This is a genomic window from Nocardia coffeae (assembly GCF_019890715.1).
Classification (GTDB): Bacteria; Actinomycetota; Actinomycetes; order Mycobacteriales; family Mycobacteriaceae; genus Nocardia; species Nocardia jiangxiensis.
The window spans coordinates 378,308-392,241 of record NZ_JAINZY010000008.1 but is presented as its reverse complement, the minus strand read 5'-3'; the positions used below and the strand labels follow the sequence as shown (position 1 = coordinate 392,241).

General features: G+C 64.4%; 7 protein-coding genes and 1 pseudogene. 5 read left to right on the top strand and 3 right to left on the bottom strand.

What is annotated here, in order from left to right:
• Position 1: 1 nt before the first annotated feature.
• Positions 2 to 484, bottom strand: coding sequence for a nuclear transport factor 2 family protein (locus K7711_RS28210; RefSeq protein WP_222972470.1), 483 nt, complete (start codon positions 482 to 484; stop codon positions 2 to 4).
• Positions 485 to 653: 169 nt separating this feature from the next.
• Complete coding sequence (locus tag K7711_RS28205; RefSeq protein WP_222972469.1) at positions 654 to 1,163, bottom strand: nuclear transport factor 2 family protein; 510 nt, start codon at positions 1,161 to 1,163, stop codon at positions 654 to 656.
• A gap of 374 nt (positions 1,164 to 1,537) precedes the next feature.
• Between K7711_RS28205 and K7711_RS28200 the strand changes: the two genes are divergently transcribed.
• Both K7711_RS28200 and K7711_RS28195 read left to right on the top strand, forming a co-directional pair.
• Positions 1,538 to 2,362, top strand: coding sequence for a mycofactocin-coupled SDR family oxidoreductase (locus tag K7711_RS28200; RefSeq protein WP_235747880.1), 825 nt, complete (start codon positions 1,538 to 1,540; stop codon positions 2,360 to 2,362).
• 62 nt (positions 2,363 to 2,424) lie between these two features.
• A complete protein-coding gene (locus K7711_RS28195; RefSeq protein ID WP_222972468.1) occupies positions 2,425 to 5,607 on the top strand; it encodes a carboxyl transferase domain-containing protein in 3,183 nt (1,060 codons plus the stop codon).
• A 68-nt stretch (positions 5,608 to 5,675) separates the two neighbouring features.
• Here K7711_RS28195 and K7711_RS28190 read toward each other — a convergent pair whose 3' ends face one another.
• Positions 5,676 to 7,511, bottom strand: a complete 1,836-nt coding sequence (locus K7711_RS28190) for a flavin-containing monooxygenase (protein ID WP_235747937.1) — start codon at positions 7,509 to 7,511, stop codon at positions 5,676 to 5,678.
• Between the two features lie 436 nt (positions 7,512 to 7,947).
• Between K7711_RS28190 and K7711_RS28185 the strand changes: the two genes are divergently transcribed.
• From K7711_RS28185 to K7711_RS28175, 3 genes and pseudogenes are all read left to right on the top strand, one after another.
• Positions 7,948 to 8,724, top strand: a complete 777-nt coding sequence (locus K7711_RS28185; protein WP_222972466.1) for an SDR family NAD(P)-dependent oxidoreductase — start codon at positions 7,948 to 7,950, stop codon at positions 8,722 to 8,724.
• Positions 8,651 to 10,342, top strand: coding sequence for a 3,4-dihydroxy-2-butanone-4-phosphate synthase (locus K7711_RS28180; protein ID WP_222972465.1), 1,692 nt, complete (start codon positions 8,651 to 8,653; stop codon positions 10,340 to 10,342). Before K7711_RS28185 ends, K7711_RS28180 begins: the two co-directional genes overlap by 74 nt.
• A 137-nt stretch (positions 10,343 to 10,479) precedes the next feature.
• Positions 10,480 to 13,768, top strand: a pseudogene (locus K7711_RS28175) (protein kinase domain-containing protein).
• Positions 13,769 to 13,934 lie beyond the last annotated feature (166 nt).

Below are 13,934 nucleotides of genomic sequence, written 5' to 3'. Positions count from 1 at the left end.
GTCACGCTCGCCCGATCGGAATCTGCTTCTTGACGTGGAAGTCGACCACGCCCGAGGCGCGCAGTTCGCGGCGCGCGAACCGCCAGCCGTGCTCGCCGTCGCGAACGAAGTTGTCGTGGTATTGGCCGAAGAAGTACCCGTCGGCCTTACCTTCCTTGGTGTAGCGATGCCACGCGTACAGCACCGACCGGACCGATGCCGAAGTCATATCGTCGGAAAAGGTCACCACGACGTTGGATACGTGATGGCTGGTCGCGGCGAAGAACGTTCCGATTCCGTCGAGCGTTTCCCGGTACGCGTCTCGGCCGGTGGCGCCGAAGTCCGGCCCGTAGGCGACGTAGCAGTCCTCGGTGAACAGCCGCACGAGCTGATCGGGCAGGTTCATGTCCAGGAAGTACGCGTAATCGTAGAGAACGCGTTCGATCTTCCGCTGCTCGACGAGTTCGGCGAGTTCGCGGGTGGACACCTCGGAGGTGGTGGTCATTCGATCTCCTTCGGGATACGGATGAGAGTGCGTCGGCGGGTTCGTCCCGACCTGCTCGTGCTCAACTACATCAACGTTGACGTAGATTTGGCGGCTCTGCCGACGCCGGCCCGGGAAGCTGCCGCTGCGATGCGACAGTCGGGTGATCCGAGCGGCGATTCGGCGAAAGTCAGTCTTTCGCAGCGTAATCCGATGCCATGGCATCGGCGCCCGGCCATCGAACGGGGAGTGGGGAGGTCAGCGAGGATGCCACTTCCTCCCACGGTCCGACATGGATGGTGCGCATATTGCGGGAGGCGAAGCGCCACCGCCCGTCCAGTCGGACGTACTCGTCCTCGTAACGTACGGCCCCGAAGACTGTCGTGCCCCCGGTCGCGATCTCGAGGTGAGCCCCCACCACCCCTGTGGCGTGATCCTCGTCGATGAAGTCGACCAGCACGTAATGGGGAGTGTGGATGGTGGTTCCGAAGGCCGTGCGGGCCTGCCGGATCATGTCCGCGATCCCGGATCCGCCGGTAGCGCCGGGGAATCCGCCGGCGGAGAAGACGCCATCGGCGGCAAACGCGTCCGCTATGGCATCGAAATCATCGAAGTCGGACGCGAGGAAGTAGCGGACAGCGAGGTCGTAGATCTCGGCTCGATCCTCGAGCCGTCTCACTCTGGCTTCTATGTCGGACATCTGCACACTCCTTCGTGGGCCCGGCTCGGTGCGCACGCCTGCTCGCCGCGATGCGCTCCTCAATCAACGTCGGTGTAGATTGCGCCTCCGATCATCGAGCCCTGTGTCCTGCTTGTCAACCTCTGGCGCCGCCTTGCGTGGGCCAACGTCCACGTGGAAGTGGATGGAGTCAACATCGGAGTTGACAGAAGACGGCGGGCCGGGCAGGCTGCGAAACGCGATGTGAGTCACACACGCAAGTCCATGCGATGTCCGGCGGGCAGCTGGTCGAGGCAGCGCGTCCGGTCGGGCCGATCGCTGAGCTAACACGTGTCGTGCTTGGCGCGACGTCGTTCCGGCGTCGGACCGGCTTCAGTTCGGAAAGGCAGACGATTATGGGCGGCGCACTCGAAGGCAAGATCGCTTTCGTCACCGGGGCAGCTCGAGGACAGGGCCGTAGCCATGCGGTACGTCTCGCCGAGGACGGCGCGGACATCATCGCCGTGGACATCTGCCGGTCGATCGATTCGGTGCCCTACCCGCTGGGAACCGAGGACGATCTGGCCGAGACCGCCGCACTTGTGCGGAACCTCGGGCGTCGTATCGTCGCCCGGACGGCCGACGTTCGTGACAAGAAGGCACTGTCGGCGGCCTTCGAAGAGGGGTCCGTCGAACTCGGCGGAGTGGACATCGTTGTCGCCAACGCCGGCATCGCTCCGCAACAGGCACACGAGCCCGATCGCGACGCCGTATTCGCGGATGTGGTCGCCGTCAATCTCCTCGGTGTCTTCAACACCGTCGAAGTCGCGCGTGAACGGATGATCGCCCAGGGCCGAGGCGGATCGATCGTCCTGACCGGTTCGACGGCGGCCATCAAGGCCGTCGGCGGGAGCTCGGGCGCCGGAATCGGATATACCGCGAGCAAACACGGTGTGGTGGGGTTGATGCGCCAGTACGCGGTGTTGCTCGCCGAGCACAATATCCGGGTGAACTCGGTTCACCCCACCGGCGTGAACACTCCGATGGTGGTCGGCAACACGGCGCTCGCGCAGGCTCTGGCGGACCCGTCGAATATGGGTAACTCGATCAGCAACCTGCTGCCGATCGAGCTGCTCGAGCCCGAGGAGATCAGCAACGCGGTGGCATGGCTGGCGTCGGATCAATCCAGATATGTCACCGGTGTCATGTTGCCCGTCGATGCGGGGTTGACGATCAAATGATCGGAGGCCGCTGCCCCGAAAGCTCGAAAGTTGCCGGTGGTCGCCGTCACCGAGGCCGCTGCATGACGGGGTTGCTCGTCGCGAACCGCGGTGAGATCGCACTCCGCATCATGCGTACGGCGGCCGCGCGCGGTATGTGCACGGTCGCGGTGTACAGCGAAGATGACCGCACCTCACCGCATGTGACCGACGCGCACCGATCGGTTGCGCTGCCGGGTAGCGGCCCGGAGGCGTATCTGGACGCGGCGGCCATCTGCGCTGCCGCCGTCTCGGCGCAGGCCACCATGGTTCATCCCGGATACGGGTTCCTGAGCGAAAGTGCCGAACTGGCCGAAGGGTGCGCTGCGCACGACCTGATATTCGTCGGACCGGATGGACCCACCCTGCGGCTGCTCGGAGACAAATCCGCCACCCGGGAGCTGGCCGCGAGATGTTCGATCCCGGTCCTGCCGGCCACGACGGGGCCGACGTCGAAGGCCGCCGCTCGGGACTTCGCCCTGTCTTCCGGTCTCTCGTCGGTGATTGTGAAGGCGTCGGCCGGTGGTGGCGGGCGCGGCATCCGCATCGTCGAGGACCTTCGCAATCTCGATCACGCGATCGACAGATGCCGCTCGGAGGCCGCCCGTGGCTTCGGTGTCCCGAATGTCTACGTCGAGGCATATCTGCCCCGCGCCCGCCATATCGAAGTCCAAGTGGCCGGGGACGGGAGCCGATCGCCGGTACACCTTTTCGATCGCGAGTGCACCGGACAGCGCCGCCACCAGAAGATGGTCGAGACCGCGCCCGCTCGGCATTTGCACGAGGACATCCGCGAGGCCCTCTACGGCGCCGCGCTGGCGCTCGCTGCCGCGGTCCGACTTCGCGGTCTGGCGACATTCGAATTTCTCGTGGACGCCGACAATCCGGAGCTGTGGTACTTCATCGAGGCCAATCCGCGATTGCAGGTCGAACACGGCATCACCGAACAGATCACCGGCCTGGATCTGGTCGGTCTGCAACTCGACCTCGCGCGCGAGCGGACTCTGACCGATCTGCGGCTCGCACCGCAAACCCGTGAGGTACCAAAGGGAATCGCGATCGAAGCCAGGATTACCGGAGGCCCTGGTCCGGGGAGCTCCGGCCGGGTGGGCGAGGTGAAGTTTCCCACCGATTCGTCGATTCGGATCGAGTCGCATCTGCGGCCCGGGATGCGGGTCGGCACGGGCTACGACCCGCTGCTCGCGAAACTCATCGCGCACCGTCCGGACGGCGATTTCGACGCGGCGGCGACGACGCTGAACCGCGCGCTCGGCGAGGTCGTGCTCGGCAACCTCGAAACCGATATCGAGACACTCGAATGGTTCGTCGGCAGCTCCGAATTTCGCCGCGGTGTGGCGACAACCCGGACAATCGACGACCATCTCGCCTCGGCTTCGACTATCCGCCAACCGGTCTCGGATGCCGAGCTGATACTCGTGCGAGCTCCGGCCGGCGGGACCGTTGTCGCGGTCTCGGCGAAACCAGGTTCGGTTGTCCATCACGGCGATGTACTGGTGACGCTGGAAGCGATGAAGATGGAGACCGATGTCCGTTCACCGGTTGCGGGTGTCGTCGTCGAGGCCGTCGTCGAGGTCGGTCAACTCGTCCAGCCCGACATTGTGCTCGCCACCGTCGAGCCAGGCGCGGACCAGACGAGAAGAATCATCGACTCCGGCGAGATCGACCGCACCGCAATACGATCCGACCTCGCTGATATCACGGCTCGACATCGGCGGACCCTCGACGAGGAACGCACCGATGCCGTGGAACACCGGCATCGACTGGGCAAGCGCACCGCACGGGAAAATCTCAGCGACCTGTTCGACTCGGACAGTTTCCATGAGTACGGACCCCTTGTCGTCGCTGCACAGCGGCAGCGTCGCGCACTGTCCGATCTGGAGCGAACCACTCCGGCCGATGGTCTCGTCGCGGGATTCGGCACCGTCGACGGTCGCCCCACTGCGGCGTTGGCATACGACTACACGGTGTTGGCCGGGACCCAGGGTTTGCAGAGCCACAAGAAGGCCGAGCGGATATTCGAACTCGCCGGCCGACGAGGATCCCCGGTCGTCATATTCGGCGAGGGAGGTGGTGGCCGTCCCGGGGACACCGATGACATGTCGCGCGCGACTCGCATGGATCTCGGAACGTTCGTGGCTCTCGGACGTCTCAACGGCGTGGTACCGACCATCGGGATCGCGTCGGGGCGCTGCTTCGCCGGCAACGCCGCGCTGCTGGGTGCATGCGATCTCGTCGTGGCGACTCGTGACTCCCGGATCGGCCTCGGCGGCCCCGCGATGATCGAAGGCGGCGGACTCGGTTCGTTCGCCGCCGACGACATCGGCCCACCGTCCGTTCAGGGGCCCAACGGAGTGATCGACATCCTCGTCGACGACGAGGCCGAGGCCGTCGCGGTGGTACGCCGCTACCTGAGCTTTTTCCGCGATCCGAGCCCGATGTGGACCGAATCCGATCAACGAGTGCTGCGCCACATCGTGCCCGAACGAAGCAATCGGGCGTTCGATATCAGAACAGTCATCGCCACACTCGCAGACCAGGATTCGGTTCTCGAACTCCGCCCCCTCTTCGGGCCGGGTGTGGTCACCGCCCTGGTGCGCATCGAGGGCCGGTCCGTCGCGATCGTCGCCAATGACGGGAGCCACCTCGGCGGCACGATCGGCAGCGCCGAGGCCGACAAGATGGCGCGCTTCCTGCAGCTGTGCGATGCCTACGAGGTGCCGGTCGTGTCCCTGTGTGACACCGCGGGCTTTCTGGTCGGTCCGGATGCCGAGCGCACCGCCACCGTTCGTCATGTGAGCCGGTTGTTCGTGATCGCGCCGACGCTGACTGTGCCGTTCTGTACGGTCATCGTGCGCAAGGCATTCGGGCTCGGTGGTCAAGCCATGGCCGGGGGTAGCTTCCGCGTGCCCGACGCCATCGTGGCGTGGCCGACCGGCGAACTGGGTGCTATGGGTCCCGAGGGAGCCGTCAGGCTCGGTTTCCGTCGGGAATTGGATGCGATCGAGGATCCCGATGAGCGTGACCGCGTCTACCGAATGCATCTCGAGCAGTACCGAAAGCAGGGCAGCGTGGTCAATGCCGCGTCGGTGTTCGAGATCGACGACGTCATCGACCCGGCATCGACGAGATCGTGGATCACGAGCGTTTTCAGCGCATCTCGGGTCGAACGCGCCTCCGCCGTCCGCCGCCGGATCGATACCTGGTAATCGCCGACACCTTCACGACGAGCAGTGCCCCGGAACCGAATCGGCTCCGGGGCACCGGTATTCACGGCTCACCGCACGGTGTAGTTCTCCAAGTCCGGACGGCGCGTCATCTGCCAGTACTCGACGTTGAGGAAGGGCATCACGAACACCACCCGACCGTGTGAGTTGCGGTAGTACGTCGACATTCCGCGGTGGGTCCACACAGTTTGCGCATGGGTGGAGTCGACCAGGTCGTTGTATTCGCGATTGGCTTCCGGCTTCGCATCGATGGCCTTGATGTCATTGCGGAACATCTCGGTGAGAAGCCCGCGGATGTAACGCATCTGGACTTCCATGAAGAACATGAAGCTGCCGCTACCGGGAAACGAGTTGGGTCCGCCGAGCATGAAGAAGTTCGGGAACTCGGGTACGGATACTCCCAGGTACGCCTTCGGATCGTCGTCGTTCCATGCTTCTCGCAAGGTGAGACCGCCGATGCCCCGCACCTCCATCGAGCTGACGAACCGGGCGGCGTCGAACCCGGTGGCCCAGACGATCACCTCGGCATCGGTCGCGACCCCTGTGTCGTCTATGAGGCCGTCGGCACGAATGGCTGTGACGGACCTGTCGATCAGATCGACGTTGTCCTTTCGCAGTGTCGCGTACCAGCCGTTGTCCAGCAGAATTCGCTTGCCGAACGGCGGGTAGTCGGGAATGACCTTGTCCAGCAGATCAGTTCGATCGCCGACCTGCGCGGTGATATAGCGGGTGAAGTACTCGCGGTGCCCATCGTTGCGCGCGTTCACCGAGCGCTCCGGGTGGGCCCACTCCGGGTCGATGCGCAGCGATTCGATGACCTTGTCCCCGAACTGCCAGAACAAGCGGATCCAGTACCAGCTGTGGTAGATCGGGCACCCCTGCATCAGCCGCCGCAACTCCGGCGGGATCTGCAGCCGGAACTTCTCGAACGGGGCCACCCATTGCGGGGAACGTTGAAAGATCGATAGGTGCGCAACCCGGTCCGCGATCGCGGGAGCGATTTGCATCGCGCTGGCGCCGGTGCCCACGATCGCCACTCGCTTACCATCCAGCTCGAGGTCTTCCGGCCACTCGGCCGAATGGAAGCTCACGCCCTGAAACGTTTCCATACCAGGCACATTGGGCTTCTTGGGCCGGTTCAAGACGCCTACGGCGCTGATCACCACATCAGCCTGCAACGTGGACGGCGACCCATCCGGATTGTGCACCTCCACGGACCACCGCGCCGACTTCTCGTCGTATGTCGCCGAGCGAACCTCGGTTCCGTACCGGATGCGCTGATCCGCGGCGAGATCCTTCATGATCTGTGCGAAATACCGCTGGAGCTCGTCGCGCAGCGCGAAGTGGGTGGTCCAGTCGTTCTTCGCGAACGAGAACGAGTACAGGTGACTGGGGGTATCGACGCCTGCGCCCGGGTACGTGTTCTGCCACCAGTTTCCGCCGGCCTGCGATTGCTTCTCCAAGATGACGTAGTCGACTCCCATGTCTTCGAGCTGCTCGGCCGCGGCAATGCCGGCAATCCCGGTGCCGATCACGATGACCGAGAAACCTTCGGGCGCCTCGACCGGTTCGAGAGCAAGCGCCGGAGCATGCGGCGCGGCGCGTCTGGCCAACTCGAGTGACAGCATCGGACCGTACTCGGGGCCGACCTCCTCGCCCATGCACACACTCATCATCCGCACGGTCAGCTCCGGTGAGGGGGACTCGATGGCAGGGCGGGTACCGTTCTGCAGATCGAGGACCGCGGCCACTGCCGCGTCGCGAATCTCCCGCTGAACGTCGTCATCGAGTCCACCCGAGTCGTGGTCGCCGAGCCCCTTACCCCTGGTGGGCGTGTACGGGGCGCGCAGCCACTTTTCGTCCCCCGTCGTTTGGAACACGACCATCAGAAGTGTAGGAACGTTCGCTCTGGCGACCGCAGCTCGGATCTCGTCCTCCGTCAGCCGGTCCGAAGGGACCTCGGCTCCGGCTACGGCTGTCGAGTCACGCTGCACTGTCTTCATTCGAGCACCTTTCGCATCGATGTCGCGATCGCAGACAACCGCTTTGCGCTGTAATCACCCGGTCCGTCAACGTGTGTGTTGATAGACGTGGCGTCATCGTGACAGGGCTCTGGCGAGATTGTCAACGTCGAAGTTGATTGACGTGCAATATCTACGTTGACGTTGACAAACCGGTCCGCGCTGGGCAACATGCACGTTGATGCTGCGTGTTGTGTGTCACGTGAATTGTGCTCGCGGCTGTGTGCTCGGCAGGTAGGTGTCCGGAGTGTGGACGTGATGCGACAGCACCCGTATGGACATTCGAATCGAAAGGGAGACAATGCAACTCGAAGGCAAACGGATCTTGGTCACGGGTGGAGCGCAAGGTATCGGCGCCGCGATCGTCAAGGCGTACGTCGCGGAGGGGGCTCGGGTTCACTCCTATGACCTGAACGAGGAGGGCGGGCGGCGGGTCGCGGATCAGGCCAACAGTGCCGGTCCTGGAACGGCGGCCTTCTCCCGGCTCGACATCGCCGACGGCGAGGCAACCGAGGCTCTTTTTCGTAGTGCGGCAGAGGAATTGGGGGGCATCGATGTCCTGGTCAATATAGCCGGGCTGCAACGATCGGCAATGGCCGACGAGATCACCGACGAGCTCTTCGACGCCGTCTACCGAGCGAATGTGCTCGGCACGATCCACACGAACCAGTCGGCATTTCGGATCATGAAGAGCGCCGGTACCGGCGCAATCATCAACTTCGGTTCGATGTCGGGTTTCACCGGCGAGCTCGCCAACTCGACCTACGGATCCTCGAAGGGAGCGGTCCACACCTGGACCCGGACCGTCGCGCGAGAATGGGGGCCCTCGGGCATCCGCGTCAATGCCGTTCTGCCGTATGTGAACACGCCGATGTTCGATAAATACACCAACTCGCTCGGGCCCGACGAACTCGCTGCATATCAAAAGCAGCTGCGGCAAGATATCCCGCTCGGGGGCACCTTCGGCAATGCGGACCGGGATTTGGCGCCGGTTCTGGTCTTCCTTGCCAGCGACGCATCGCACTTCATCACGGGCCAGCTGTTGCCCGTCGACGGCGGATTCGCTGCGGTTCGGTAGCTCGCAGCCCATTCGGTGGCGGGAGGTCTCGTCGCTACAGCTTATCAATGTAAACGTTGACGTTGACAACAGGGTTTGCTTTTGCGAAGCTCATCACATCGAGGCCAAGGAGTGTGTAGTCATGAACAGCCCGATCATGCGAGTCGACAATGCTTTGGCAGACCTCGGCGCGGGGCGGCCGGTAGTTCTGGTCGGCTCGGCTCCTGAATCCGACAGTTACCTCCTGCTGGCAGCCGAGAAGACCACCGTCGCCACGATGAGTTTCCTGATCCGGTACGGGTCCGGCCTCGTCTGCGCTGCCCTGCCGGGCGACGAATGTGATCGGCTGGGGCTGGTGGCCATGGTGGGAGCCGATTCCGGCTGCACGGCAACCGAATACACCGTCAGCGTCGATGCGATCGATGGCATCACTACGGGAATCTCGGCAGCCGACCGGGCCCGGACGATGCGCGAGCTTGCCTCACCTGCGAGCGAGCCGTCCGCTTTCAGTCGGCCGGGACACGTCGTACCGACCAGGGCGCGCGCGATGGGGGTTTTCGGAATTCAGGGGCCGAGCGAGGCCGCCGTCGACTTGGCGCGGTGCGCCGGACTAAGGCCCGCAGGCGCTTTCGCGGCGCTGGTCTCACCGGTCGACTCCACCCGGATAGCGACGATCATCGAAAGTGTGGCCTTTGCGAGTGAACACGCTTTGAACTGGGTCTCGGTCCACGACGTCGTCGTGTATAGGCGCAGTGTCGAATCGCATGTGCGAGTGGCGGAGCCAGTGCTTCGTGATGGGCCCTACGGTTCGCACCAGACGATCACCGCTCATAGCGACGTCACCGGAATCGGCTATGTCGTCTTTCGATTCGGGGCGCCAGGACCGCAGGCCGCCCTGGTTTCACTCGAACAAGGACCCAATCCGGCGTTATATGCCTCGGGAGTCGATCCGCGCCTCGACGCCGCGTTCCGACATGCCGCCGAGAGTGGGAACAGTGTGGTCATCGTCCGATGCGCCGAGCGCGGGAACGATGATGACGATGTCGCTGCCGACGTGGCCGAGATTCTGCGGATGTCGAACGTTTCGACGCTGTCCCCGGTCGGTCCTGTTACACAACTTGCTGCAACACTGCGGCATTTCGGGATCACAGTCGCTGCCGATGCGGTGAATCCCAGCAGCGAGCCGCCCGCGCATGGTGCGCTGCAGGTCGTCGGAGATGTGGTTCGGGGTGACCAGCGAGGTCGCGAAATGGGATTTCCTACAGCCAACCTCGAACTGGACGAGGAACTTTCGGGCTCGGTCGGCAAAGCAGTGGTCGATGGTGTGTGGGCAGGACGAGCGGCATTGCCGGATGGTCGGACAGTCGTGGCCGCCATATCGGTGGGCCGTCGCTCGACGTTCTACGGCCGATCGGGAATTCGGCTGCTCGAGGCGCACCTGCTCGACTTCGAGGGGGATTTGTACGGTCTGACGCTGACCGTCCACTTGGATCAATGGATCAGACCGCAAACGGCCTTCTCGTCGAAAGAGGAACTTGTCGCGGCTGTTGCTGAGGACATTGCGAAAACGCGCGTCTTCGCGGAGGGAAGTCGGGTCCGGCGGTCTGCTCACGGACGTGAACCACACTGCGGCCCCTGATCGGCGCGAACGCTTCGACCCAGCGCCTTCTCAGGGACCTCAGTTGTCGACGTCCGTTGGGATAGGCTGTTCGTTAGCGAAGAGTTAACGCATATTGCCCGTTGTCGGGGGATGTGCTGGCGAATGGTCTGCAGCTGATGGCCGAGGATGATCTGTTTCGGACACAGCGTGGCGTGTCGGAGCCGGTCACGGAGGAGTTGAGCGCGGCCGGGTTCTGCGATGCCGAGGAGATCGGGCGGGGCGGTTTCGGTGTGGTCTATCGGTGCACGCAGGCGGAGCTGGACCGTACGGTGGCCGTGAAGATTCTGACCGCCGAGTTGGACGCCGACAATCTCGAACGGTTTTTCCGCGAGCAGCGGGCGATGGGCCGGCTGACGGGGCACCCGAACATCGTCACGGTACTGGAGACGGGGACCACCGCGAGTGGACGGCCGTATCTGGTGATGCCGTATCACCCGTTGGACTCCCTGGACGCGCGGATCCGCCGGCAGGGTCCGCTGCCCACGGAGACGGTGTTGTGGATCGGGGTGAAGATCGCCGGGGCGCTGGAGACCGCACATCGCCTGGGTATCGTCCATCGCGACGTGAAACCGGGCAACATCCTGCTCACCGACTATGGCGAGCCCGCCCTGAGCGACTTCGGTATCGCACGCATCCCCGGCGGATTCCAAACCTCCGCGGGCACCCTGACCGGGTCACCGGCATTCACCGCCCCCGAGGTCCTCGAGGGGGGTGCCCCGAGCCCGGCGGCGGACGTGTACGGGCTGGGCGCCACTCTGTTCTGCGCGCTGACCGGGCACGCGGCATTCGAACGGCGCAGCGGGGAGAACGTGGTGACGCAGATTCTGCGGATCACCACTCAGCCGACACCGGACCTGCGAGCACGACATCGCCGAGGATGTGTCCGCGGTGATAGCGACGGCGATGAATCGCGATCCCAGTCAGCGGCCGTCGGCGGCGGCGCTGGGGGAGACGATCCGGCAGGCGCAGCGCCGCCACGGGTACGGGGTCGATGACATGGCGGTGCACGCCGAACCGGCTGCGGCGCAGCGAGATCCGAAACCGCCTTCCCAGGAGTGGCGTCCGCCGGCGGCGCCGGTGATGGTTCGAGGTGGCGGTTTGCCGCTGGAGTTGACCAGTTTCGTCGGCCGCCGCACCGAAGTCGCCGAGGTGAAGAATCTGCTGGCCTCGACCCGGCTGGTTACCCTGACCGGTATCGGCGGGGTCGGCAAGACGCGGCTGGCGCTGCGGGCCGCGGCCGCCGTGCGAAGTGAGTTTGCCGATGGGGTGTGGCTGGTCGAGCTGGCTGAGGTGTCCGACCCGTCGCTGCTGGTCGAGGCGGTCGCGGCCGACCTGGGGTTGCGTGATGATTCGGCGCGGCCGTTGCGGGAGGTACTGGTCGAGTTCTTGTCTGCGCGGAAGGCGCTGCTGGTGTTGGACAACTGCGAGCAACTGGTGGCCGCGGTGGCGGAACTGGTCGAGACCTGGCTGCGAGCCGCACCGAACCTGCGGATCGTGGTGACCAGTCGTGAACCGTTGGATATCGCCGGGGAGGCGGTGCTGCGGGTGGCGCCGTTGACGGTGCCGGATCCGGATCGCAGGCTGTCGTTGCGGGGACGTCCCCGCTTCGACGCGGTGACATTGTTCGCTGACCGTGCGACCGGGGTGGTGCCGGGTTTCGAGCTGACCGCGGACAACACGGTCACTGTGGCCCGGATCTGTGCCCGGCTGGATGGATTGCCGCTGGCGATCGAGTTGGCGGCCGCCCGGATCCGCATGATGTCACCCGAGCAGATTCTGCAGCGGCTCGACGACAGATTTGCGCTACTGACCCGCGCCAGCCGCACTGCGCCGACACGGCAGCAGACGCTGCGCTGGTGTGTCGACTGGAGTTACGAGCTGTGTACCCCGCTCGAGCAACAACTGTGGGCCAGGTTGTCGGTGTTCGCCGGAGGCTTCGAACTCGATGCCGCCGAACAGGTATGCGGCGCCGATTGGGGGCCTGAGGATCCGCTCGATGTGCTGTCCTCGCTGGTGGACAAGTCGATCCTGATCCGCGACGAGTCTCAGGGCAGTGTGCGGTTCCGGATGCTCGAGACGGTCCGCGACTACGGACGTCGGAAGCTGCGAGCTTCCGGTGAGAACCAGCAGTTGCAGCGTCGCCACCGTGACTGGTATCAGCGGCTGGCGCTGGACGCGGAGGCCGAGTGGATCAGCGACCGCCAGCCTTACTGGATCGCTCGGCTCGAACGCGAGCAACCCAACCTGCGCGACGCGCTCGAATACAGCCTGGCCGAGGACACCGAGGAGGCGACCGAAGCCGGACTGCAAACCGGCGCCGCACTATTCATGTTGTGGGATTTTCGGGGCCTGAACAGTGAGGGTCGGCGGTGGATCGACCGCGTCGTCAACCACCACCCTGACCGACAATCCATACCCGACCGTGTCAAAGCGCTCCAGGTAGGCTGCGTCATGGCGGCGACGCAGGGCGACTTGCGGGCGGCGTCCGCCCTCGTGGACGAGGCGCGCGTGCTCGGCGAGTTGGCTCCCACCCCGATGACTCAGGCACTGATCGCCTACGCTTACGGTGTCCTGGCATTCTTTGGCGGTGAACCCGTTCGTACGTCCCCGTCCCTCGAACGTGCAGTCGAGGTATTCAGCTCGGATAAGCGGAGATACACCTACGTCTCTGCTTTGAATGTGCTCGGTTTGCTGCACGTACAGGCCAGTGATACAAAACGGGCGATCGAGTGTCAACAGCAGGTACTTTCTATCACCGAAGCGTGCGGCGAATCGCTGTTCCGGTCGGCGGCGTTGTGGGGCATGGGTCTTGCTGTCTGGCAGCAAGGTGAGGTGTCTCGCGCAATGACACTGTTCGAGGATGCTTTGCGGGTCAACCGGCAAATTCGAAGTCCGCTGATAGCCGCGTTGAGTCTCGAGCCACTGGCCTGGACAGTCGGTGCCGACAGTGATGCCGAGCGCGCGGCCGTACTGCTGGGAGCCGCGCAGAAACTATCGGCGTTCGTGGGTAACGTCGGGAGCCCCTTCCCGAGCCCGCAGAATCACAACGAATGTGTCCGGCGGGCGCGATCTGCCCTCGGGGCACGCGGGTTCGATTCGGCCTTCCGCCGTGGCCAGGCTATGGGTATGGACGAAGCCGTTGCCTACGCACTCGGCGAGCAACTCATCGACGGAGCACTCACTGCGGGTCCGCAAGCGGCTCTGACCAGGCGTGAGCGGCAGGTCGCCGACCTCATCGCCCAAGGTCTCACCAACAGGCAGATCGCCGCCGATCTGGTGATCTCCGCGCGCACCGCCGAGGGCCACGTGGAGCACATCCTCACCAAACTCGGATTCACCTCCCGCACGCAGGTCGCGGCCTGGATAGTAGAAAACACCGGACGACAGAATCGTCGACCGTCCTAGCCGGAAACGAAAACCGGGTAACTGGAGTCGTTCCAGACCGCCGTGTCACCGATTCCGGTCCCACGATCGCCGAGCCGGTCGGCCGGTGTTTTGAATGTGGGCTGAGCTGAGGCCGCCGCTGCGCGGCGTTCCGAGTTGTGTGTTAGTTCATCGACGCCAGGCCGTG